25 protein-coding genes are annotated in these 23,133 nt (G+C 63.7%); 19 read left to right on the forward strand and 6 right to left on the reverse strand.

Features of this window, described 5'->3' with window-relative positions:
* Positions 1 to 37 precede the first annotated feature (37 nt).
* From ACZ5WT_RS00320 to ACZ5WT_RS00345, 6 genes are all read left to right on the forward strand, one after another.
* Positions 38 to 259 carry a hypothetical protein gene (locus tag ACZ5WT_RS00320; protein ID WP_464285394.1) on the forward strand — a complete coding sequence of 74 codons (222 nt, stop codon included), beginning with the start codon at positions 38 to 40 and terminating at the stop codon, positions 257 to 259.
* 174 nt (positions 260 to 433) lie between these two features.
* A complete protein-coding gene (locus ACZ5WT_RS00325; protein ID WP_464285395.1) occupies positions 434 to 862 on the forward strand; it encodes a CBS domain-containing protein in 429 nt (142 codons plus the stop codon).
* Between the two features lie 16 nt (positions 863 to 878).
* Positions 879 to 1,514, forward strand: coding sequence for a LysE family translocator (locus ACZ5WT_RS00330; RefSeq protein ID WP_464285396.1), 636 nt, complete (start codon positions 879 to 881; stop codon positions 1,512 to 1,514).
* Between the two features lie 115 nt (positions 1,515 to 1,629).
* Positions 1,630 to 2,295, forward strand: coding sequence for a Spy/CpxP family protein refolding chaperone (locus ACZ5WT_RS00335; protein WP_464285397.1), 666 nt, complete (start codon positions 1,630 to 1,632; stop codon positions 2,293 to 2,295).
* Between the two features lie 158 nt (positions 2,296 to 2,453).
* Positions 2,454 to 3,686, forward strand: coding sequence for an aminotransferase class V-fold PLP-dependent enzyme (locus tag ACZ5WT_RS00340; RefSeq protein WP_464285398.1), 1,233 nt, complete (start codon positions 2,454 to 2,456; stop codon positions 3,684 to 3,686).
* 178 nt (positions 3,687 to 3,864) lie between these two features.
* Positions 3,865 to 4,770, forward strand: coding sequence for a DMT family transporter (locus ACZ5WT_RS00345; protein ID WP_464285399.1), 906 nt, complete (start codon positions 3,865 to 3,867; stop codon positions 4,768 to 4,770).
* Here the strand turns inward: ACZ5WT_RS00345 and ACZ5WT_RS00350 are convergent.
* Positions 4,767 to 5,150 carry a DUF2147 domain-containing protein gene (locus ACZ5WT_RS00350; protein ID WP_464285400.1) on the reverse strand — a complete coding sequence of 128 codons (384 nt, stop codon included), beginning with the start codon at positions 5,148 to 5,150 and terminating at the stop codon, positions 4,767 to 4,769. The two genes, ACZ5WT_RS00345 and ACZ5WT_RS00350, sit on opposite strands and share 4 nt — an antisense overlap.
* A gap of 279 nt (positions 5,151 to 5,429) precedes the next feature.
* Positions 5,430 to 5,879, reverse strand: a complete 450-nt coding sequence (locus tag ACZ5WT_RS00355; protein ID WP_464285401.1) for an N-acetyltransferase family protein — start codon at positions 5,877 to 5,879, stop codon at positions 5,430 to 5,432.
* 109 nt (positions 5,880 to 5,988) lie between these two features.
* On the opposite strand from ACZ5WT_RS00355, the gene ACZ5WT_RS00360 reads away from it, so the two are divergent.
* The 4 genes from ACZ5WT_RS00360 to ACZ5WT_RS00375 all read left to right on the forward strand — a co-directional run bounded on the left by ACZ5WT_RS00360 (position 5,989) and on the right by ACZ5WT_RS00375 (position 8,333).
* The gene (locus ACZ5WT_RS00360) at positions 5,989 to 6,582 is read left to right on the forward strand and encodes a thymidine kinase (protein ID WP_464285402.1); all 594 of its coding nucleotides are present in this window, start codon (positions 5,989 to 5,991) and stop codon (positions 6,580 to 6,582) included.
* 2 nt (positions 6,583 to 6,584) lie between these two features.
* Positions 6,585 to 6,986: an acyl-CoA thioesterase gene (locus ACZ5WT_RS00365; protein WP_464285403.1), complete on the forward strand. Its 402-nt coding sequence runs from the start codon at positions 6,585 to 6,587 to the stop codon at positions 6,984 to 6,986.
* Between the two features lie 224 nt (positions 6,987 to 7,210).
* Complete coding sequence (locus tag ACZ5WT_RS00370) at positions 7,211 to 7,897, forward strand: SH3 domain-containing protein (RefSeq protein WP_464285404.1); 687 nt, start codon at positions 7,211 to 7,213, stop codon at positions 7,895 to 7,897.
* 118 nt (positions 7,898 to 8,015) lie between these two features.
* The gene (locus ACZ5WT_RS00375; RefSeq protein ID WP_464285405.1) at positions 8,016 to 8,333 is read left to right on the forward strand and encodes an SH3 domain-containing protein; all 318 of its coding nucleotides are present in this window, start codon (positions 8,016 to 8,018) and stop codon (positions 8,331 to 8,333) included.
* A 9-nt stretch (positions 8,334 to 8,342) separates the two neighbouring features.
* Here ACZ5WT_RS00375 and ACZ5WT_RS00380 read toward each other — a convergent pair whose 3' ends face one another.
* Entirely contained in the window at positions 8,343 to 9,353 is a 1,011-nt protein-coding gene (locus ACZ5WT_RS00380) for a serine hydrolase domain-containing protein (RefSeq protein WP_464285406.1), read from the reverse strand.
* Positions 9,354 to 9,358: 5 nt separating this feature from the next.
* On the reverse strand, positions 9,359 to 10,288 hold the full coding sequence (murQ, locus tag ACZ5WT_RS00385) for an N-acetylmuramic acid 6-phosphate etherase (protein WP_464285407.1): 930 nt from the start codon (positions 10,286 to 10,288) through the stop codon (positions 9,359 to 9,361).
* A gap of 280 nt (positions 10,289 to 10,568) precedes the next feature.
* Between murQ and ACZ5WT_RS00390 the strand changes: the two genes are divergently transcribed.
* The 7 genes from ACZ5WT_RS00390 (at position 10,569) to ACZ5WT_RS00420 (ending at position 17,562) form a co-directional block, all read left to right on the forward strand.
* Entirely contained in the window at positions 10,569 to 11,417 is an 849-nt protein-coding gene (locus ACZ5WT_RS00390) for a MurR/RpiR family transcriptional regulator (protein ID WP_464285408.1), read from the forward strand.
* A 321-nt stretch (positions 11,418 to 11,738) separates the two neighbouring features.
* Positions 11,739 to 12,809, forward strand: coding sequence for an ABC transporter ATP-binding protein (locus ACZ5WT_RS00395; protein WP_464285409.1), 1,071 nt, complete (start codon positions 11,739 to 11,741; stop codon positions 12,807 to 12,809).
* Between the two features lie 47 nt (positions 12,810 to 12,856).
* Positions 12,857 to 14,095, forward strand: coding sequence for an extracellular solute-binding protein (locus ACZ5WT_RS00400; protein WP_464285410.1), 1,239 nt, complete (start codon positions 12,857 to 12,859; stop codon positions 14,093 to 14,095).
* 77 nt (positions 14,096 to 14,172) lie between these two features.
* Positions 14,173 to 15,084 carry a carbohydrate ABC transporter permease gene (locus ACZ5WT_RS00405; protein WP_464285411.1) on the forward strand — a complete coding sequence of 304 codons (912 nt, stop codon included), beginning with the start codon at positions 14,173 to 14,175 and terminating at the stop codon, positions 15,082 to 15,084.
* Entirely contained in the window at positions 15,081 to 15,947 is an 867-nt protein-coding gene (locus tag ACZ5WT_RS00410) for a carbohydrate ABC transporter permease (protein ID WP_464285412.1), read from the forward strand. Before ACZ5WT_RS00405 ends, ACZ5WT_RS00410 begins: the two co-directional genes overlap by 4 nt.
* Entirely contained in the window at positions 15,944 to 16,618 is a 675-nt protein-coding gene (locus tag ACZ5WT_RS00415) for an N-acetylmannosamine-6-phosphate 2-epimerase (protein ID WP_464285413.1), read from the forward strand. The genes ACZ5WT_RS00410 and ACZ5WT_RS00415 overlap by 4 nt, the downstream gene beginning before the upstream one ends.
* Positions 16,615 to 17,562, forward strand: coding sequence for an N-acetylglucosamine kinase (locus ACZ5WT_RS00420; RefSeq protein ID WP_464285414.1), 948 nt, complete (start codon positions 16,615 to 16,617; stop codon positions 17,560 to 17,562). The genes ACZ5WT_RS00415 and ACZ5WT_RS00420 overlap by 4 nt, the downstream gene beginning before the upstream one ends.
* A gap of 315 nt (positions 17,563 to 17,877) precedes the next feature.
* On the opposite strand, the gene ACZ5WT_RS00425 is transcribed toward ACZ5WT_RS00420, so the two are convergent.
* Positions 17,878 to 18,396, reverse strand: a complete 519-nt coding sequence (locus ACZ5WT_RS00425; RefSeq protein WP_464285415.1) for a hypothetical protein — start codon at positions 18,394 to 18,396, stop codon at positions 17,878 to 17,880.
* A gap of 123 nt (positions 18,397 to 18,519) precedes the next feature.
* On the opposite strand from ACZ5WT_RS00425, the gene ACZ5WT_RS00430 reads away from it, so the two are divergent.
* Positions 18,520 to 19,635 (forward strand): helix-turn-helix transcriptional regulator, encoded by a 1,116-nt coding sequence (locus ACZ5WT_RS00430; RefSeq protein WP_464285416.1) that lies wholly within the window; start codon positions 18,520 to 18,522, stop codon positions 19,633 to 19,635.
* A gap of 14 nt (positions 19,636 to 19,649) precedes the next feature.
* Here the strand turns inward: ACZ5WT_RS00430 and ACZ5WT_RS00435 are convergent, their stop codons facing one another.
* Positions 19,650 to 20,252 carry an outer membrane protein gene (locus tag ACZ5WT_RS00435; RefSeq protein WP_464285417.1) on the reverse strand — a complete coding sequence of 201 codons (603 nt, stop codon included), beginning with the start codon at positions 20,250 to 20,252 and terminating at the stop codon, positions 19,650 to 19,652.
* 477 nt (positions 20,253 to 20,729) lie between these two features.
* On the opposite strand from ACZ5WT_RS00435, the gene uvrB reads away from it, so the two are divergent.
* Entirely contained in the window at positions 20,730 to 23,111 is a 2,382-nt protein-coding gene (gene uvrB, locus ACZ5WT_RS00440; RefSeq protein ID WP_464287129.1) for an excinuclease ABC subunit UvrB, read from the forward strand.
* Positions 23,112 to 23,133: the final 22 nt, after the last annotated feature.

A 23,133-nucleotide genomic window follows, 5' to 3' on the forward strand; every position in this document is an offset into this window, starting at 1 on the left:
CAGGCTTTATGCAGCAATGTCCTCGGCGATGCTCGTCTTGGGCGCTGCCACTGCCCTGATGGTTGGCGTCACACCGGCCACCGCTGCCAATATCGCGGCCCAGCCCGACACCCAGATTGCGGTGTTCATGGTGCCGCTGACCATTCTGCTCTTCGTGATGATGTTCGAAGCCGCGCGCGTCGTGTTCCGCGGTCAGGTTCCGGCGGAAACCCCAGCTCCCCGCCCGTCCCGCACCGATTGGACCAGCCAGCAACGCTAGGCAGATCTCCCAGCCTCCTAACCAAAGTCTCCCTGGGGTCGGCGTTCGCCGGCCCCTTTTTCTTGGTCTGGATGTGGGCGCTCCCGGCCCCTCGCAAGCCGCTTTATCCTACTTTAGCAGGGACTTGCCGCCCGCGCGTCCTGGGTTCACAATCTCGCCCAGGAGGATCTCAACATGTATGTCGATGCCATCCTGCAGACCAAGGGCGTCGTGGTTCACACCCTGCCCGAAACCGGCACTCTCAGCGATGCCGTTGCTGTGCTCAACGCAAACAATATCGGTGCGGTTGTCATCACCGATGTGAGAGGCGCCATCATCGGCATCCTCTCCGAGCGCGATATCGTCCGCCGCATCGGCAAGGACCCGGCAGGCGCACTCTCGCTGCGGATCAGCGAATGCATGACGCGCGGCGTCGTCACCTGCAGCCGTACCACCATTCTCGCCGATGTCATGGAGCGGATGACCCGCCTGCGCATCCGCCACATGCCGGTGACCGAAGGCGGGGCTCTCGTCGGCATCGTTTCGATCGGCGACGTGGTAAAATTCAAAATTGAGGAGATCGAGCACGAGGCAGAAGTGCTAAGGGAATACATCTCGTCCTGACGTTTCGGATCCCCTTATGCTCCAGAGCTTTCTCGTCGTCCTGCTGGGCGTGGCCGCGGCACAGGCCTCGCCCGGGCCCAACATGTTCGCCGTCATCGAAACGGCGCTGGGCAGCGGGCGGCGCGCCTCCCTGCTGGTCGTCGCCGGCATAGCGTCGGGCACCCTGATCTGGGCCGCGCTGGTCTCTCTGGGCCTTGGCGCGGTTCTCGCCGCCGTACCGGCCCTGCTCACCACGCTGAAGTTCATCGGCGGGGCCTATCTCTGCTACATGGGCTATCGCGGCCTGCGCGCCGTCCTGCGGGGCACCGAGGCAGCCCTCCGCGCCGAAACGCGCGCCGTGTCCGATGTCACCGCCTGGCGCCGCGGGCTTTTCGTGGTCATGACCAACCCCAAGGCGCTGCTGATGTGGATGGCGATCGCCACCTTCCTGTTCGGCTCCGGCCTTGGCGCAGTCCAGGTCCTGGCCATCGGCCCGCTCGTCGCCGTATCGGCGACGCTGATCTATGGCTTCTATGCCGTCATGTTCTCCACCGGCCTGGCCACGCGCGGCTATGCCCGGTTCTGGCGCTGGATCGAAACCGCCTTCGGGCTGGCCTTTGGGGCGCTCGGCGCCACGCTGATCATTTCGGGCATTCGCGATATCCGGCCCTAGCGCCACATTACCAACCTGACCAAGTCTTCATCCCCCCGCAAGGTCAAGAAGAGGCAAATCGATCTAGGGTCGTTTCCGCCGGATCACCCCGGCCCCATGCAAAGGAAACTACCCCATGAAGACGATCACCACGACCGCCATTGTGGCTTTGATGACTGCCAGTGTCGTCCTGACCGCCGTCGCCCCCACCTATGCCCAGTCCAGTACTGCACCGGCCACGCAGGCCGATGCAAAGTCCGGCCAGCCTTCCAGCTACCGCGGCAATCACGGCGGCCGGTTTGGCGGCGACATGCTCAACTTCGCTCGCGGTGCCGAAGGTGTCGAGATCGCGCTTGTCCGTCTCAGCCACGCCATCGAGATGACCGCCGACCAGCAGAAGCTGTTCGACACCTTCAAGACCGATGCCCTAGCCGCGGCCACCAGCTTTGCCACCGCCACAGAAGCGCTGCGCCCCGCCGCGCCTGCCGCCGGTGAAACGCCGACCCTGCCCGACATGTCGGCTCGCCTCAAGGACTCCATCGCGCTCCAGCAGGCGCGCCTGGCTGCGCTTGAAGCCGTACAGCCTTCGGCCACCGCCTTCTTCGATAGCCTGACCGATGAGCAGAAAACCCAGCTCATGCCGCAGAGTCCCGACCGCGTCGGCGACCGTGATGGGCGCGGCGATTTCCGCCGCTTCGGCAAGGGTGGCGACCACCGCGGCGGTGACCATCGTCAGGGCGGCCCGCGCCAGGCGCCGACCGAAGCCCCCACGGCTCCGACTGCACCGGCCACCAACGGCTAAGCCTTTCGGCGGCTCCGCCTTCTCTCCTTAAGGCGGAGCACCGCCCGGCGTTGGCCTGCCCCCGGCCGGCGCCCCAAGACCCCCGGCCCTCAACGGCCGGGGGTTGCTTTTGTTCGGTCATCAATTACCAATAAACGACCCTCCGACTGGACATTCCCATGACCAACCTGCCGCTCGATCCGACCCGCATTCGCGCAGAATTCCCGGCTTTTTCCGAACCGTCGCTGCAGGGCCAGGCCTTTTTCGAGAATGCCGGGGGCTCCTATACATCGCGGGCGGTGCTGTCCAAGCTCGATCACTATTATCGCGCCACCAAAGTCCAGCCCTACGGCTACTACCCGGCCTCGCAGGCCGCCGGCGAGGCCATGGACCTCAGTTTCGAGCGGATGGCGCAGGCGCTCAATGTCACCGCCGACTGGATCCATTTCGGCCCCTCTGCCTCGGCCAATACCTATGTGCTGGCCAATGCCTTCGCGGGCTGGCTCAAGCCGGGCGATGCCATCGTCGTCACCAATCAGGACCACGAAGCCAATACCGGCAATTGGCGCCGCCTGGCCAATCGCGGCATCGAGATCCGCGAATGGCGCGTTGATCCCCAGACCGGCCGCCTCGACCTGGCCGCGCTCGACGCCCTGCTCGACAGCAAGGTCCGCCTCATCGCCGCGCCGCATTGCTCCAACGTAGCCGGCGAAATCAATCCCGTCGCCGATATCGCCGCCCGCGCCCATGCCATTGGCGCAGTGACGGCCATCGATGGCGTCAGCTACGCCCCGCATGGTCTGCCCGACCTCAAGGCGCTGGGCGCCGACATCTACTTCTTCTCTGCCTACAAGACCTATGGTCCCCATCAGGGCATCATGGCCGTCCGCCCCGAACTGGCGCTGTCGCTCCCCAATCAGGGCCACTATTTCAACGATGCCAAGCCGCGCTACCGCCTGACCCCGGCCGGTCCCGACCACGCCCAGATCGCCGCATCCTCAGGCATTATCGATTATCTCGAAACCGTCGCCGACATTGCGGGCGATGCCGTGGAAGGCGCCAATCCCTTCCGCCGCGCCCACGCCGCCATGCGCGCTCAGGAAATCGCACTGTCAAAGCCCCTGCTGGACTATCTCCGCCAGAAGAACAGCATCCGCATCATCGGCCCCGACGATCCCAACCTGCGCGCCCCGACCATCGCGCTGGCCCTCGCCGAACCCGGCGCCGACGTCGCCCGGCGCCTTGCCCGCCACGGCATCATGGCCGGTGGCGGCCACTTCTACGCCTACCGCCTGCTCGAAGCCGTCGGCATCAACCCCGATCACGGCGTCCTCCGCCTCTCCTTCGTGCACTACACCACACCCGAAGAAATCACCCAGCTCATCACCGCGCTGGACGCGGAATTGAAGTAGCCACAAGGCTATCAGTCTGCCTCCCTCCCCCTTGTGGGGAGGGACAGCGAGCTAGGTGATCGAGCCGGGTGGGGGTGCGAGAGCCCCAATATCGCGGCCAGCCGACCCCCACCCTTGATCCCTCCCCACAAGGGGGAGGGAGACGACTGAACACCCCGAGCCAACGCAAAGTCTTCCCATGTCCCGCCCCGTCGCCGCCCTCCTGCTCATTGTCTGCACCATGCTGTGGGGCTTTGCCTTCATCGCGCAAAAGTCCGCCATGGATTCGATGGGCCCGCTGACCTTCGCCGGCGTGCGCTACCTACTCGGCGGGCTGCTGGTCCTGCCCTTGGCCCTGCGTGAAAAGCGCAGGCAGACCAAGGCCCTGACCCTGCGGCAATGGATGCTGATCGTAGTCATGAGCCTGGTCTTCTTCATGGGGTCGTGGCTGCAGCAGACCGGGCTGGCCACCACCTCGGCCACCAATGCGGGTTTCCTCACCGGGCTCTACGTGTTCTTCGTGCCGGTTCTGGGCTTCCTGATGTTCCGCACGCGCCCGCACCCGATCATCTATGCCTGCGTGCCGCTGGCGCTGGTCGGCATCTATTTCCTCAATGGCGGCGGGCTCGCCAGCTTCAATGGCGGCGACGGCCTCATCGTGATCAGTGCCGTGTTCTGGGCACTGCACGTCATTCTGCTTGGCCTCATCGCGCGCGAAACCGGCCTGCCGATTTTCATCTCTGCCGTCAGTTTTCTCATCGCCGGCGTGGTGGCGCTGTCCTTCGCCTTCGTGCATGAAACGCCGACGCTGGAAGGCATTTCCGCCGGCTGGATCGAGATCGCCTATGCCGGCGTCCTGTCGACCGCCGTCGCCTTCACCTTCCAGGCCATCGGCCAGCAATATGTGCCACCGGCCAATGCGGCGATCATCCTCTCCGCCGAAAGCCTCTTCGCGGCCCTGGGCGGCGCACTGCTGCTGGGCGAACGCCTGCCCCCGGTGGGCTATGCCGGCGCAGCGCTGATCTTCGTCGCCATCCTGGCCGTCGAAGCCCTGCCTCCGCTCTGGGCGCGGCGGCAGGCCCACGTGGCACGGCCGACGAACTAGGGCTTGTAGCGGTACATCTGGTAGGTTTTGCACACCACGAAAACAACGCAGCCTTTCAGCGTGATCTGGTCTTCGCTCACCTGCGTTATCGTGCCTCCGGCGGTCTGCCCATAGATGTGCAGGTCGCCCTTCCACTGGTTGGGCTTTGTCGGCTTGGCGTGGTCGATCATCAGAGTGTTGAGATAAGGCATGTTCTCGGCATTGTCGGCGCCATTGCCCAGCCAGATCAACGTGCCGCACAGTTGCTTACCGTCGTCTCCGCACAGCTCGACGCTGTAGCGCGAGTCCCGCATCTCGATTTCCCAGATGCCCTCGGGCGAAGCCATGACGGGTTGGACCAGGGCGGCCAGGGCGCCAAGCACAAGAAGCGATTTCTGCATCACCGGAACTCCATACAGCGGGAACCTCAGCTCAATGTCATGGCAAACCTGAACTGCATCTGAACACTGCGGTAGCCCGGTCTCCCCGCCCTGTCACGCCCGCGTCACACAACGCCGGTAGGGTTTCAGCGTTCCCGGTCCTCCTTGTGCCCCGGAACCGCCGCGCCCCACGTCCCCAACGTCGCGCCGGCACCTGCGAGAGCGCGGCCGCCAACCCCGCCTCTCCCCGCCGACCCCTCGGCAATTGGCCGCCCCACTTCGGGCGGCCTCTTTTTTGGACTACCGCCGCTCCATAAAAATGGACCGCACCGGCGTTCCCATTTCCGATGCTTCCATTTCCGCCACCGCCCGCCAGCCGCGCCGCTCGTAGAATGCCCGCGCCCGGCTGTTGAAGGCACGCACATCCAGCCGCCGCGCGCCCGCCGCTTCCGCATGGTCCATCAGCACCCGCCCCACGCCGCTGCCGATGAACAGCACATGCACGTGGATGGCATGCAGCACACCCGCCTCGAGGTGATACATGCCCGCGATGACGCCATCGCGCTCGGCCAGCATGAACTGGTCGATATAGGTCTCGACATAGCCAATCACCGGCTGCTCGCGCTCGAACCGCGCGATGGATTCCGGCTCGACATGGGGCGCCCAGTGGGTCCGCCACGAGGTATCCAGCAGCGCCTCGACCGCGGCCCGGTCGTCCGGCGTGGCTCTTCGGATGACAACACTGGACATGCCGGCCCCACAATGAACTGTTGATGATGCGTGCTGCCGCTTCATGCGGGGTCGCACAGAGTTTATTGCCTAGCCATGCCACTGACGCAACCGTGAGACCCTGCTCGAAATGGCCAAGCTCTACTTCTCATACGCGGCGATGAATGCCGGCAAGTCCACCTTGCTGCTGCAGGCCGCCTATAACTACCGCGAGCGTGGCATGCGTCCGCTGCTCTACACCTCGGCGCTCTATGTCGAGAACGGCATCGGTCTCATTTCATCGCGCATTGGCATTTCCGAGCCCGCCGCCCTCTATTCGGCCGGGGACGATCTCTACCAGTCCATTCGCGACGAGCATGAGAACAGCAAGGTCGATTGCGTCTTTGTCGACGAGGCCCAGTTCCTCACCCCCGATCAGGTCTGGCAGGTGGCGCGCGTCAGCGACCGCCTGAAGGTTCCGGTCATGTGCTTTGGCCTGCGCACCGACTTCCAGGGCAAGCTGTTTCCCGGCTCGCAGGCCCTGCTTGCCATTGCCGATGAGCTGCGGGAAATTCGCACCATCTGCGAATGCGGTGCCAAGGCAACTATGGTGGTCCGCCAGAACGCCGACGGACGCGTGCTCACCGATGGCGAACAGGTCTCCATCGAAAAATCGGTCTACATCTCCCTCTGCCGCAAGCACTGGGAAGAGGCGGTTGGCCGCTGGCCCGTGAAAGGACCCTGACCATGTCGAATACTGGCGTCGAACCCAAAGGCACTCTCACCATCCGCACGCTGGCCATGCCCGCCGATGCCAATCCCGCCGGCGACATTTTCGGCGGCTGGGTGATGAGCCAGATGGATATCGCCGGCTCCATCGCCGCCGTGGAACTGAGCCACGGACGCGTCGTCACTGTGGCCGTTGAGGCCATGACCTTCATCGCGCCGGTCAAGGTCGGCGACGTGCTGTGCGTCTACACAACCGTCGAGCGCGTCGGCAACACCTCCATCACCATCGGCATGGAAGCCTGGGCCCGCCGCCAGCGCCTGCCCGACCGGGTCAAGGTCACCGAGGCGCGCTTCGTTTATGTCGGTCTCGACGAGCAGGGCAACAAGCGCCGCATCATTCCGTCGCCCACCACCGCTTAACCCCGGCACTTCGTTCAGCTGGCGTTCAGGCAGACCATGATGTCATGCTGGCATAAGGTCTCGACGGTCAGGCCTCCACTATTTCGAAGACAAACCAAATTTCCGGGGACCGGAACTCTTTCGCGACAGTCCCCGTTTCTTGAACAACCTAGCTGAAGCGTCACCGGCCGCTTGCGTCATCTCGATCCCCGGGATCGGCCGGACCAGCACAGAGGAGCATCGCCATGAACCGCCATACCCGTAGCATATTGCTGAAGATCGCCACCGGCATCGCCGTGGCCATGACCGCCATGGTCGTGTTCCTGCCCGCCGCCAACGCAGCGCCCGGCACCGTAACCAGCAATGTGAACCTGCGCTCCGGCCCCGGCACCAACTATGCCGTCATCGACACCGTGCGCCGTGGCACTCAGGTCGATGTGCAGCAGTGCCAGGGTTCGTGGTGCTACATTGTCCAGCGCGGTCCATCGGGCTGGGTCTCGGCGAGCTATCTCAGCGCCGGCGGCCGCCCGGTCAATCCGAGCCAGCCCGGCCTCTCCTTCGGCTTCACCGTTGGCCCGAATGGCCCCTCGTTCAACTTCGGCGTCGGCCCGACGCCATCGCAGCCGCCGGTGATCCGTCCCACCCCGTCGCAGCCGCCGGTAATCCTGCCGACCCCGTCGCTGCCGTCTTATGCTGAAGTCTGCTTCTATGATCGCGCCCGCATGCGCGGCGACAGCTTCTGCCTGGAATCAGGTGATAGCGTCCGCAACCTCGGCGATTGGACCGACCGTATCTCGTCCATCGCCAACCCGACCGGCCTGCAGGTTCAGGTCTGCAGCGAGAGCAACTACCGCAACTGCCGCACCTACTCCACCAGCGCCTCCTCGCTCGGCGACTTCGACGACTACATCGCCTCGATCCGCATCCGCTAATATTTAGCGGTCGACAAAATCCAAGGGCCCAGCCACCGCTGGGCCCTTTTTCTTGCCGCTTGGAGCGGCGCACTCGGCGCGCTAGTCTCGATGCGATAATCAGCTCGGGAATTCATCCATGCGTTACTTCGGTCGCCTGCTGACTACCCTCACAAGCCTGCTGCTCATGGCCTTGACTGCCGCCGCGCCCGCCAGCGCCGCCTACAGGATTGGCACCCCTGCCTGGAGCGCGCAGCCGCTTGTCCTTTATGCCCGACCAGGCACGGGCTATGCCGTCACCGGCGAGATCGCGCCCGACCTCGCCATTCGCGTCCTGCGGTGCCAGAAGCTGTGGTGCGTGGTCGATGGCCCGGGCGGTCACGGCTGGACCTACAAGCACGGCATTTCCTTCGGCACCACCTCGACACCGTGGCCGCGCCGGATCACCGCCAACTAGGCGAGCGCCTCAGCTTGCGTTGATGAGATCGCCAACCGCGCTGCGCAGGGCGAAGATGCCGCTATCGGCATAGCGGCTCGGATGCACGCGGTTGGTCAGCAGCGTCCAGGCGCGGCCGCCATCGAAATCGACCCAAAGCCCCGTTCCGGTAAAGCCGGTATGTCCGATCGTGCCGGGCCCCGCCAGGTCGCCGCCCGACCAGCCCTTGTATGGCCGCTCCCAGCCATGGGTCCGCGTTGCCGACAGCGGCGTGCGCATCAGCGTCACGACCGGGCTCTCCGCGTCGCGCAGCATCGCGCCGGCCGCGTCGAGCACCGCGTCTACCGTGCCGAACAGCCCGGCATTGCCCGCTCCCTGCAGCGCCGCGCAGTTCTCGTCATGCACTTCCCCGCTCAGCACCCGTCCCCGCCAGTGGCAGAATTCAGTGGCCGCTGCCTCGTCTGCTGGCGCCGAAAAGGCAAAGCCGGGGCCCGGATCCATCTCGCGGATGGTCTTGCCCGCGATGCGTTCCAGCGCGATGCCGAGCAGGATGAAATTGATGCAGGAATAGCCCGCCGGTCCCGGCGTCCAGGCATGCTGCAACACGAAGTTGCGCAGCAGGTTCGGGTTCTCGCCATAGGTGAAGATCGGCTCGGAGGAAGGAAACGCGGTCTGGTGCCCAAGGCACTGCCGGAACGTCACCTTGCGCTCCCAGCCATTGGGATCGAACTGCCGCAGATTGGGAATGATCGAGGTCAGCGGCGCATCGAGATCGATCACGCCCTGCGCTGCCAGCGCCAGAATGCGCGGCGTGGTGAACAGCACCTTGGAGAGCGACGCGAGATCAAACCAGGTCTCGAGCGTCATGGGGCGCTGTTCGGGCACCAGTGATGCAAAACCCAGCGCGCGCGTCATCCTGTTGCCATGGCGATCGACCATGCCCAGCACCGCGCCGGGAATGCGGCCGCTGGTGACGGCTGCTTCGACCGGAACGAAGGCCCGGTCGAGTGCTTGTGAAAGATCGGCGTCAGCTGCGCCCATCGGAATTAGCCCTGAACGTGCCGCTCGCGGATGGCGGTGCGCAGGAACCCGTCGGCCTTGGCCAGCGCGGCTTCGGCCTCGTCGCGTTCCATGCCGGTCAAACCGATCAGGATGGCGAGCTTCACGTTATTGCCGCTCTGGGCCAGATAGCCGCGCGCCTCTTCCTCGGTGCAGCCAACAACCTCGACCAGGATGCCGGTGGCACGGGCCAGCAGCTTTTCGTTGCTGACCGACAGGTCCACCATCAGGTTTTCATACGACTTGCCGATGCGGATCATGCTGGCCGTGGTCAGCATGTTCAGAACGACCTTCTGCGCCGTACCCGACTTGAGGCGGGTCGAGCCGGTCAGCACTTCCGGCCCGACAACGGGCGAGATGGCGATATCGGCAATCTTGGCGATGGTCGATTCGGGATTGCACGAGAGGGCCACTGCGGTAGCGCCGATCTCGCGGGCATATTCCAGCCCGCCGATTACGTAGGGGGTACGGCCGCTGACCGCGATTCCCACCACCACGTCCTTGCTGGACAGATTGAGATTCTGCAGGTCGGTGCGGCCTTCTTCGAGGCTGTCTTCAGCGCCTTCGATCGGATGGCGCAGCGCGTGGTCGCCGCCGGCAATGATGCCCACGACCATGTTGGGCGACACGCCGAAAGTCGGCGGGCATTCCGATGCGTCGAGAACGCCGAGGCGGCCGCTGGTGCCGGCACCCATATAGATCAGACGGCCGCCGGCCTTGAAGGCCGCGACGATCTTGTCGACTGCCTTGGTGATTTCAGGAATGGTCCGCTGCACGGCTGGCGCAACCAGGGCGTCCTGCTCGTTCATGGCGACCAGAACCTGCTCGGTCGACATCAGGTCGATCTGCATCGTGTCCGGGTTGCGCGATTCCGAGACGAGTTGCCCCAACTCCGCAATCAAGGTGCTTTTGGTCATCAGCTTCCACTCACTTTTCGCCCAAGTGTTAGAAGTGAATATTCCTTGTGTCAACGAAGTGAAGAATATTCTATTCCTTAGTGGATGCAGGCGCATGGCGCGAGGTTTCCCGAGGCGAAATCGGTCGGGGGGGACTGGGCCAAGTGCATTGCAATCACACGACTATTCGAAATATTGCTGCATCCACGCCTCGTGCAGGTTTGAAGCGTCAGACAGGGAACGGCACCGCAAACCACGGTCATGGCAGGACGCGAAATAGTCCGCTCTGAGGGAGATCCGCATGTCCATCCTGAAGATTATCAACGCCCGACTCGAGACCATGACCGAGGCGGATCGCCAGATCGGCCAGTTCATCATCGATGATCCCGAGCGCATGCTGTCGCTCTCGTCGGCGGCCTTGGCCGAAGCCACCGGGCGCAGCCAGTCCAGCGTCGTCAAGTTCAGCCAGAAACTCGGTTATGTCGGCTACCAGCAGCTCAAGCTGGCCGTCAACAAGGCCAAGGCCCAGGAATGGCAGGCCCCCGCCGGGGTGATTCACGGCACGATCGATGTCAGCGACAGCTACATGACGATTCTGCAGAAGCTCACCGGCAGCAAGCTGCTCTCGATGCGCGAAACCACCTCCGCCAATAGCGAGCAGACCATTGGCGAAGCTCTCTCCGCCCTAGCCGGGGCCCGCCGCATTCAGCTGGCAGGCGTCGGCGCATCCTCGCTGGTGGCGCGCGACTTCTCCTACAAGCTGCTCAAGCTCGGCCGCAACGTGCTGCTCGACAATGACAGCCACATCCAGATCTCCAATGCCTCCACCCTCACCAGCAAGGACGTGCTGTTCGCCATCTCTTATTCGGGCACCAGCATGGAGATTCTGCGGATAGCAGAGCTGGCCCGTGCGCGCGGCGCCACCATCATTTCGGTCACCGGACTCACGCCCAATCCGCTGTCGGCGCTGACCGATATCAGCCTCTACACCGTCGCCGACGAAGATCGGGTACGCTCCTCGGCCATCACCTCGCGCGACGCGCAGCTGATGCTGACCGACATGCTGTTCATCCTGCTGCTGCAGGTTCAGCCCGATGCCTACGACTACATTCACGCCAGCGAAACCGCGGTTCACGTCCTCAAGGAATAGCCGCCTCTCCGCCGCCGGCTGCCCGCTGCCCGCCTCGGCCGCAATCGCCTGCACACATTGTCACAGTAATTTCTTATTCTTGACACGATCAAAAATAGGAATTTAATATTCCACCAATGCGTATCTTCAGACAGACCTGCCCTTGGGCGGTTTGCTTGAGGAACGGAATGGGGCGAGGATGGATTCGGACACTGCTGCGGGCGTGACGAAGGGGATGAGCAGGCTTTCCAAAGCTGGCGTCGCCTTCGCGAGCAAGCACGGCAACGAACCGCGCAGCCTTGGACCCACCGGCATTGTTCAATCAAGCCACGGAGAAGGCACTTGGCTCAACTATCCCTGCGTGGCATCAAAAAAGGCTTCAAGGCGGTCAAGGTGCTTCATGGCATCGACCTTGAGGTCAACGACAAGGAACTGATCGTTTTCGTCGGCCCCTCGGGCTGCGGTAAGTCGACTCTGCTGCGTCTGATCGCCGGGCTCGATCCGATCACCGAAGGCGAGTTCCGTCTCAACGGCCACCTGATGAATGATGTCCCGCCCTCCAAGCGCGGCATTGCCATGGTGTTCCAGTCCTACGCGCTCTACCCGCATATGGACGTCTACGAGAACATGGCTTTCGGCGCCCGCCTGATGGGCCTCGACAAGGCCGAAGTCGAAAAGCGCATCGAAGACACTGCGCGCATGCTGCGCCTCGAACCGCTCCTCAAGCGCAAGCCCAAGGAACTGTCCGGTGGCCAGCGCCAGCGCGTCGCCATCGGCCGCGCTCTGGTGCGCAAGCCCGATCTGCTGCTGCTCGACGAGCCGCTGTCCAACCTCGACGCTGCCCTGCGCAGCCAGGTGCGTCTGGAAATCGCCAAGCTGCACCGCGACATCGGCGGCACCACCATTTACGTGACGCACGACCAGGTCGAAGCGATGACCCTCGCCGACCGCATCGTCGTCATGAACCTGGGCAAGGTGGAACAGTTCGGCACGCCGCGCGAACTCTACGAGACCCCGGCCAACACCTTCGTGGCGACCTTCATCGGCTCGCCCCAGATGGCGCTGCTCGACGTCGAACGCAGCGGCAACCAGTTGGCCATCGCCGGCACCGGCGCGATCACCCCGACCAGCCTGCCGGCCGGCGATGACAAGTCCTTCATCCTGGGCGTCCGCCCCGACGCGCTCGAACTTTCGTCCGGCCATGAGGGCGAGGGCTTTGCCGCCAACGTCGTCTACACCGAATACCTGGGCGACAACGCCTTCGTTTATGTGCGTTTGACCAATGGCTCGCAGCTGAGCGTGCGTTGCACGCCCGATGTCGATTACGCCATCGACGCGCCGGTCCGCATCAATATCCTGCCAAATAAAGCGCACTACTTCAGCAGCGCAACGAAGCAACGCCTGACCGCATAGCGGCAGGCAAGCACTGGAATAACTACCGGAGCAACCAAGGGAAGAGAATGAAGAAGCTATTCATCAGAACGGCCGTTATGGCCACCACCATGCTGTCGGCCTACAGCGCCCTCGCCCAGGAACTTTCCTTCTGGTCCTGGCGCCAGGAAGACCGCGCGCAGTACGAAGAGTTCATCAAGACCTTCGAAGCTGCCAATCCCGGCATCACCATCAAGCTCGAGACCTTCGAAGCTGCCAACTACAACACGATCCTGTCCACCGCCCTCGCTGGCGGCACCGGCCCGGATCTGATGATGGTTCGCGCTTACGGCGGCATGGAAGCCATTGCTTCGGCCGGCTACCTCGAGCCGATCACCACGGCAACCGTTCCGAACCTGGAAGGCTTCTCGGCCAGCGCCCTGCAGGCTGAAACCATGCGTTCGGACAACCAGATCTACGCTGTGCCGTTTGCTTCGCAGACCCAGTTCGTGATCTACAACAAGGACATTTTCGACGCCAATGGCATCGAAGAGCCCCAGACCTGGGCTGAGTTCCTGGCTCTGAGCCAGAAGCTCAAGGACGCTGGCCTGATGCCTTTCGGCAATGGCACCGCGACCGCCTGGCAGAACGAAACCATCACCGCCGATCTGGTCTACTCGACCATGGGCCGTTCGTTCTACGACGACCTGATCGCCGGCACGGCTGACTTCACCGACGCGCGTTTCACCAACGGCCTCGCAGCCCTCAAGGAAATCAGCGCCTACTTCCCCGATGGCTTCATCGGTCTGGACTACCCCGCATCCCAGCAGCTGTTTGCCTCGGGCATGGCCGCAATGTTTGCCGGCGGTTCGTATGAACTGGCGACCTTCAAGACCCTCAACCCCGAGCTGAACCTGGGCGTCTTTGCCGCTCCTGGCGTCAATGCGGAAGACGAGAAGCTTGTCGGCATCTACTTTGACGGTGGCTATGCAGCCAACGCCACTGGTGCCAACAAGGAAGCGGCCCTGAAGTTCCTGAACTACGTTGCCAGCAAGGACTTCGGTCAGGCGTTCGCCAACTCGCTGAACAACATCTCGACCGTTCCGGGCGTGACCTTCGACAACCCGCTCCTGGGCGAAGTTGCCGAGCTCAATGCTCACTCGATCCCCTACATGATGCTGGTTCACTTCCGCTTCGGCGAGCCCTCCGGCTCGGTCCTGCTGCAGGAAGAAGTCCAGAAGCTGCTGGCTGGCCAGACCACTCCCGAGGCTGCTGGTGAGCGTATCACCAAGGAGCTCGCTGCCTGGTACACCCCGTTCCAGAAGTAACATCGCGACCGGACGGGGCCTTCGGGTCCCGTCCAATCCCGCTGACGCGGCGACCACCTGCAAGAAAGATCCTTCCAATGCGACTGACTGGCCGAGGTTTATGGATAACCGCGCTGATCGTACCGCCGCTGGCGTTCGTGGCAGTGTTCATCGTCTATCCGATCATCGCCGCCTTCACCTACGCGTTCTACGATTGGCAGGGTCTGCTCCGCGGCGACTTCGTCTGGTTTGAGAACTTCCACACCGTGCTGTTCGTTGAGCCCTATGCTTCGCGCACGGTGAATGCCTTCACCCACAATATCATTGTCTTCTTCGCGCTGATGGTGCTGCAGAACGGCCTCGGATTCTTCCTGGCCTATGCGCTCTGGCGCGAGCTGCCGGGTGCCCGTTTCCACCGCGTTGCGGTCTTCCTTCCCGTGGTTCTGTCCACCATCATCGTGGCCTATCTCTGGAAGCTGTTCCTTCACCCCCTGTTCGGCATCGTCAACCAGAGCCTGCGTGGCGTCGGCCTCGATTTCCTGGCCCAGCCCTGGCTCGGACAGGAATCCACCGCCCTCTGGTCGATCATCGCGGCGCAGGCCTGGCACATGGTGGGCTTCCCTGCCCTGGTGTTCCTGGCTGGCATGCAGCGTATCCCCAACGACATCATCGATGCCGTGCGCATGGAAACCCAGAGCGAGTGGACCAAGATCACCAAGATCGTCTGGCCGCTGGTTGCTCCGAGCGCCACCATCGTCTTCGTGCTGCTATTCGTCGGCGCCTTCAACTGGTTCGAACTGCCCTACATCATGGGCGGGCTCGATGGTTCGCCCTATGGCTCCACCGACGTTCTGGGCCTCTACTTCTATCGCACCGCTTTCGGCAACGTCTCCGCCGCGCACCAGGACTTTGGCCTGGGTAGTGCACTGGCCGTGCTGATGTTCATCTTTATCGCAGTCGTTGCCGGCGCCATCACCGTGAAGCTGCGCTCGCGGGAGATCCAGCTATGAGTGCGACCACTCAGAACACCTATTACGACCGCAAGGGCCTGCTCGCGACCCTGGGCCGCGACGGCCTGCTGCAGATCATCCTGGTGGCCAACACCTTCATCATGCTGGCCCCGATCATCATCATGGTGTTCTCGGCCTTCAAGACCAACATGGACATCTTCCAGCGTCCATTCAGCCTTCCTGATTTCGGCCATATCGCGAACTTCATGAAGATCTGGGAGAACACCAACTTCCTGCGCTACCTGATGAACTCGTTCGTCGTCACCGGTAGCTCGATGGTGCTGATCCTGACGCTGGGCACCATGGCCGCCTATGCCCTTGGTCGCTACGACTTCAAGGGCAATGGCTTCATCCTGATGTTCTTCGTGGCCGGTCTCACCCTGCCGCTGAAGCTGGCCATCATCCCGCTCTTCATCCTGATGCGCGACCTGGGGATCCTGAACAACCAGCTGTCGCTGATCTTCGTCTACACCGCCATGGGCCTGCCCACGACCGTGTTCATCATGACCGGCTTCATCCGCACGCTCCCCAACGAGCTCGAGGACGCGGCCCGCATGGACGGCGCCAGCGAAGCCCGCATCATGTGGTCGATCATGCTGCCGCTGGTGAAGCCCGCCATGGTCATCGCCGGCATCCAGAACGTCGTGCCGATCTGGAACGACTTCTTCTTCCCGCTGGTCTTCATCCAGAACGACAACCTCAAGACCCTGCCCCAGGGCCTCACCACCTTCATGGGCGAATACGCCACTGATTATGGTGCCCTGTTCTCGGGCCTGACCCTGTCGGCTGCACCGATCATCATCATCTACATTCTGCTGTCCAAGCAGTTCATCTCCGGCATGACGGCAGGTGCAGTGAAGTGACTTTGAATCTCGTAAAGGGCGGCCTGATCGTTTCGTGTCAGGCCCGCGCCGACAATCCCATGCACGGCCCCCAGTTCATGGGCGCCATGGCGCTCGCCGCCCGTGATGGCGGCGCCACCGGTATTCGCGCCAATGGCCCCGACGACGTTCGCGCCGTCACGGCCGCCGGCCTGCCGGTGATCGGCATCCACAAGATCTTCTCGACCGAAGTGCCCGTCTACATCACACCCACCTTTGCCGCTGCAAAGCTGCTGGCGGAGGCCGGTGCCACGATCATCGCGCTCGATTGCACCCCCCGCCCCCGCATCGGCGACGATCCGGCCGAGCTGATCCGCCGCATCTCTGACGAGCTGGGCGTCGAGACCTTTGCCGATATCTCGACCCTCGACGAGGGTCTGGCTGCCGAGCAGATGGGCGCGACCTATATCTCGACCACTCTCTCCGGCTACACGTCCTACACCGAGCCCAAGCCCGCCGAGCCCGATCTGGCCCTGGTGGAACAGCTTGCCGCCCGCGTGTCGGTTCCCATCGTGGCCGAAGGCCGCTACAACACCCCTGCCTGGGTCCGTCGTGGTTACGACGCCGGCGCCTATTCGGTTGTTGTCGGCACCATGATCACCAATCCCCGCGAGATCACCCGCATGTTCATCAGGGAAAGCGCCGGCGCATGAGCGACGCGATCCATCTGGGGATCGATGTCGGCGGCACCGCCAGTCGCTGGACCGCCTGCAGCGCCGACGGCACCGTCGTCGCTCGCGGCAAGGCCAATGGCGCCACCGGACATCTGTTCAATCCCGCCGAGCGTGAGAAACTGCGCACCGCGCTTGCGACGATCGCGGCTGAGATGACCACGACCGGCCTCTCCGCCGCCACCGTCTCCACCGGCCTCACCGGCTTTGGCGTCGGCGTGGCAGATGACCTGCGCCTGTTGTTGCGCGAGGCCTTCGGCGTCGAGAACGGCAACATCATCGTCGTCGACGACATGACCCTGGCCTACGCCTCGATCTTCCAGCCCGGCCAGGGCCACCTGATTTCTGCTGGCACCGGTTCGATTGGCCTGCATATCGGCGAAGGCGACACCTATGTGCGCGTCGGCGGCCGTGGCGTGCTGATCGATGATGCCGGTTCGGGCACCTGGATCGCCCTGCGTGCCCTCGACCATATTTTCCGTCGCCTCGACCACACCGGCTCGTTCGACGAGGTCAAGCTCCTCTCCGATGAGCTGTTCACGCTGGTCGGTGGCAATGACTGGCATGCCGTCCGCCAATACGTCTATGCCGGCGATCGCGGCCGCATCGGCACGCTGGCCGTCGCCGTGAGCAAGGCTGCGCATGCCGGCGACCCCGCCGCCCTCTCCATCCTGCACGATGCCGGCATCGAATTGGCCCGCCTCGCCCAGGCCCTCACCGAGCGCGCCGGCACCAAGCCGATCGGCTTCATCGGCGGCGTTCTGGCGCTGCACCCGGTGCTCACCGAGGCCATCACCGCCGCCCTTGCCGGTCACGAAGTGATCTTCCCCAAGGCCGACGCCTCCCTCATCGCCGCGCAGCTCCATCTGCCCCTCGGCGCCCATTGGCACGCCGTCCTCACCACCAACGCCGGCATCGCGCGCTAACCAGGCGCGACGCTCCCCCCCGATCTGTCCCTCCCCTCCAGGGGGAGGTCAGGTGGGGGAGACCGCCCCGCACCCGATCTCAGGGGTGCGCCTCCGGGTACCCCACGAAATACACCTCGTAGCACCGAGAGCAGTACCGCCACTCCGTCCGGTCCGTACCGATCCCCGGCAGATCGCGCCCGGCCTTGATTTCCACAGCCACGTGCGCGCCCCCGCAGGCGCAGGGCCCCTTGTCGGCATGTCGCTCAAAAACTTCGTTGCCGTACCGGATCAAATATTGCCACGTCTCTTGAAGCACCATCGCGTCCTCCTGCACTACTGTTGAATTGGGATTGACGCTGGGACGGCTGACGCCGCAATGCCGGCCGCAACCTTGTGAGGCAGCACGAAGACGTATCCCGCTGCCTCATGCCCTCCGCCGCCGGGGCAGGCACAGGCCCTGTGCGCGCCGCCGCCCGGGCAAGCACCCTTGGTCGTGTCACCATCAAAGAACATGGCCTTGCACTTCCCGCAGAACCGCCACGCGCCCTGCGCGAAGAGATCATCGGGCTGGCTGTGCGGCAGCGTGAAGACGTGGCCCGCCGCCGCGTGTCCACCCCCGGCCGGGCACAGCCCCTTGTCCGCATAGCCGTCGAAATACATTTCGTGGCACTTGGCGCAGTAGCGCCAATCGCGCTGGTCCTCGTCACTGGATGAAACGTCATAAGCCAACGTGAATTCGAAGCCCTGCGCTTCATGGCTTCCGCCGCCCGGACAGGGCCCCTTGTCGGGATAGCCATCGAAGAACAGGCCGTTGCACTTAACGCAAAATCGCCACGCCTCTTGCAGCGCCATCGCTTCCTCCTGCCTTGCGCACTAGGCCAAGAGGACTACCGCCGGGTCGATTGACCGGCATCGGCTGTTCGGTTGAAATGCGCGCCGATTTGAGGGGCCGCAACACACCTCCCGGGGTGGTCCATGGCAACGTCAACCGCGCAGTTTTCTGCTCTCGTCGAGCTGATCTACCAATGCGCCACCGATCCCGAACGATGGGTCGATGTGCTGGCGGCCCTGTGCGCCGTAACGCGCTGCTATTCCGGCACCATCATCGCCACCGATCTGGTCACCCGTGACAACCGGCTGTTCCGCAGCTGGAATTTCGGCGACGACGTGCTGCAGCGCCTGCATGAATTCAGCGGCGAGAGCGCAAAGGTCTGGCAGACCCTGCCCGGTTTCTGGTTTCGCGATCTCGATGAACCTGGCACCTCCAGCCGCGAGGCGCCCACCACCTATGGCGAGTCCCGCTGGGCCACCGAGGTGATGCAGCCCATGGGGATCATCGACTCCCTGCATCTGATCCTGCTGCGCGACCTCCGCCGCGTCGCCGATATCGCGCTGTTTCGTCACCAGTCCCACGGCCTGGTTACCGACGAAGATGTGCAGGTCCTGCGCCTGCTCGCGCCGCATCTGCGCCGCGCCGCCGAGATCAGCGATCTGCTCGAAATGCGCTCTCTGGAATCCGCCATCCTGCGCTCGACGCTTGATGAGCTGTCAGCCGCCGTCATCGTCGTAGACGACAGCGCCATCATCCGCTTCGCCAATGCCGCCGCCAACGCCCATATGGCCGGTCGCCACCAGTTCGCCGACGAGCGCGGACGGCTGGTCTGCGTGCCAGCCCAATACCGGCGCGAGTTCAGCCGCGCCCTGGGCAGAGCTCAGTCGGGCGAGCCGGCCACGCTGCAATTCTCGGCCGCCGGGCAGAGCAACGACGTCGCCCACATCGTGCCCCTCAAGGTGAGTTCCAGCTGGACCATCGGCAATCTGGTCGTTGTCATTCTGTCGACCAGCCAGCGCCTCGCCAACGCCAATGAGATCGAGGCGATCGGGCACATCTTCGAGCTCACCGCCGCGGAGCTGCGCCTGTTGCCATCCCTGTTGACCGGTGCCACGCTTCACACCATTGCCGACGATCTCGGCCTATCCGAAGCCACGGTCAAAACCCAGCGCATGAGCATCTTCGCCAAGACCGGCGTGTCCCACCGCTCCGAACTGACTGCCCTGGTCGTCCGCTTCCTCTCGCCCCTCGGGCACTAGCGGGGCACCCTTCGCTAGAATGCGAAACCCAGGCCCACGCCTGCGGAGAACTGATCCGTAGGCCAGGCCTGGAACGGCCCCTTGCCCAGGTCATAGGTGGCAGCGCCAAACGTGGCGTAGGACAGTTCGCCGCGCGCAAAGACATTCTCAGTGAGGGCGATGTCGACGCCCGCCGCCACCGTCAGCCCGGCATGCCATTCCTCGTCGCGGCCAAATCCGGGCGTCGCCGAAATCATGCGCTGCTGCCCCGCCACCACGTCGGCGGCCACATAGGGCGCAAAGCTATCGAGATCGAGGGCAGCCGTCGCGCGGGCCGTACCCTGCGCCCGCATGCCGAACTCCGTTCCGGCCCACATGCCTTGATCGATTACCTGCATGTTTGACAGATATCCGCCGAGCTCGGCCCCCAGCAAAACAGTGCCGACATCGAAGCGCGCACCGCCAAAAGCCCCGGCCGAAAAGCCGCTATAATTGCTGCGCGCGGTTGAGAACTGGTCGCTATATCCACCGGACGAAACCCCGCCCAGCACGCCCGCGTAGAAGCCCGTCCACTCCGCCGCGCTGGCGGCCGGCAGGATGGCGAGCAAAGCCGCCGTCACGACAACAGGTCTCTTCATGGTTGAAGCCCCCAGTTATTCTCATGAAAACGGCAAACAAGGCACGAGTCAACGTTGCGGCTCACCGCACCCGATCCTGACACGGCCTGTCAGCAGCCCCGTTCCCTATCCGTTCGTAAGGCGATAGACTGGCTGACAACATTGCATCTGCGCGCTCCGTTTCCCATGTGAGTCGCCTTCCTCGACGCACGGTGTTCCCCTATGGCCGACAAATCCGCCCGCCCGGGCAAAGCTGAATTCTCCATCGACGACTTCCTCGGCGAGATCGAGAAGGCTGAGGATCTGGCCGCCAACAAGCCCCTTTATGCCGAGCGCATGCGCAACAAGCGCGCGCTCGACCGTGCCGATCAGAAGCTCGCCGCCGAAGCTGCGCAGGCCGAGGCCGATGCAGCCAAGGCCTTGGCACAGGCCGAGAAAAAGAAAACCGCGCTCGAAAAGCGCCGCACAACCAAGGCCAGCCACGACACCGCCACCGGCATGTCGAAGAAGACCTCCAAGACCAAGATCAACTCGGTCGACCGCATCGACTTCGACGGCATGGGCGAACCCGCACAGGCCGGTTTTGGCCATATCGCCTCCCCCGAGGCCCGCATGACCGCGCGCGACATTTCCCGCGCCGCCGCTGCCGATCCCGAAACCATGGGCAAGCTGCGCGATGCGCTCGATGCCTCGGTCAAGAAGAACAAGGCCCGCAATAACGAGGACGTGTCCAACGCCCAGACCGTCGGCGTCACCGCTACGGTGAAGGCGCTCGAGCAGATCATCCTGCATGGCCGCAAGGAGGTGGAAGGCTCCTCCCCCTGGGTGCCGCACAAGGCGCAGAGCAACCTCAAGCGCCAGTCCGGCAATCCCTTCCGCATGGTCACCAATTACAAGCCCGCCGGCGATCAGCCCACGGCCATTGCCGAGCTGGTGGAAGGCATCAACAATGGCGAGAGCGACCAGGTGCTGCTCGGCGTCACCGGCTCGGGCAAGACCTTCACCGCCGCCCAGGTGATCGCCCAGACCAACCGCCCGGCCCTGATCCTCGCACCCAACAAGACGCTGGCGGCCCAGCTCTATGGCGAGTTCAAGTCCTTCTTCCCGGACAATGCTGTCGAGTATTTCGTCTCCTACTACGATTACTACCAGCCCGAGGCCTATGTGCCGCGGACCGACACCTATATCGAGAAGGAATCCACCATCAACGAGCAGATCGACCGCATGCGCCACTCGGCGACGCGCGCGATCCTCGAGCGCAACGACGTGATCATCGTCGCCTCGGTCTCCTGCATTTACGGTATCGGCTCGGTGGAAGATTACACCGCCATGACCATCGACGTGCAGAAGGGCGAAAAGATCGACCAGCGCCAGCTGCTCGCCAAGCTGGTGGCCCTGCAATACAAGCGCGGCGATACCGGCTTTGTGCGCGGCACCTTCCGCGTGCGCGGCGATACCGTCGAAATCTTCCCCGCCCACTATGAAGCCGCCGCCTGGCGCGTGACCCTGTTCGGCAACGAGATCGAGTCCATCGTCGAATTCGATCCGCTGACCGGCAAGAAGTCGGCCGATCTCAGCTTCATCCGCGTCTTCGCCAATTCGCACCACGTGACGCCGCGCACGACGATGAACCAGGCCATCAAGCTGATCCGGGACGAGCTTTCCGCACGCCTCAAGGAGCTCAACGCCGCCGGCCGTTTCCTCGAAGCCCAGCGCCTCGAACAGCGCAGCCTCTTCGATCTCGAAATGATGGAAGCCACCGGCTCCTGCGCCGGCATCGAGAACTATTCCCGCTACTTCTCCGGCCGCAAGCCGGGCGAGCCGCCTCCGACCCTGTTCGAATACCTGCCTGATAACGCACTGGTTTTCGTCGACGAAAGCCACGTCACCATCGGCCAGCTCGGCGCCATGTATCGCGGCGACCTGCGCCGCAAGGCGACCCTGGCCGAATACGGCTTCCGCCTCCCCTCCTGCATGGACAACCGGCCCCTACGCTTCGAGGAATGGAACGCCATGCGCCCGCAGTCGGTCTATGTCTCGGCCACGCCCGGCTCGTGGGAGATGGACCAGACCGGCGGCGTCTTTGCCGAGCAGGTCATTCGCCCCACCGGGCTGATCGATCCCCCGGTCGAAATCCGTCCCGCCAAGAACCAGGTGGATGACGTGATCGACGAGATCCGCACCACCATCAAGGCCGGCTACCGCACCCTGCTCACCGTTCTCACCAAGAAGATGGCCGAGGACCTCACCGAATACCTGCACGAACAGGGCATTCGCGTGCGCTACATGCACTCCGATGTCGATACCATCGAGCGCATCGAGATCATTAGGGACCTGCGCCTGGGCGCCTTCGACGTGCTGGTGGGCATCAACCTGCTGCGCGAAGGCCTCGACATTCCCGAATGCGGGTTCGTGGCCATTCTTGACGCCGACAAGGAGGGCTTCCTGCGCTCGGAAACCTCGCTTATCCAGACCATCGGCCGCGCCGCGCGTAACGTCGACGGCAAGGTCGTACTCTATGCCGACCGCATCACCGGCTCGATGGAACGCGCCCTCGCCGAAACCAACCGCCGCCGCGAAAAGCAGCTGGCCTATAACCTCGCCAACGGCATCACGCCCCAATCGGTGCGCAGCAACATCCACGACATCGTGGATTCCGTGGCCGAGCGCGACCACGTCACCGTGTCGATCGGCAAAGGCCGCGACGGCAAGGAACAAGTCCAGGTCGGCGCCAACCTGGCCGCCGTCATCAAGGACATGGAAACCCAAATGCGCGAAGCCGCCACCAACCTCGAATTCGAGAAAGCAGCAAGGCTCCGCGACGAGGTGAAGCGCCTGAAGGAAATGGAGCTCGATACGCTGACGGGCGAGGTGAACTGAGAGCGCCGCGCCTCTTTTTGAA

The organism is Devosia sp. T2-14 (assembly GCF_055397495.1).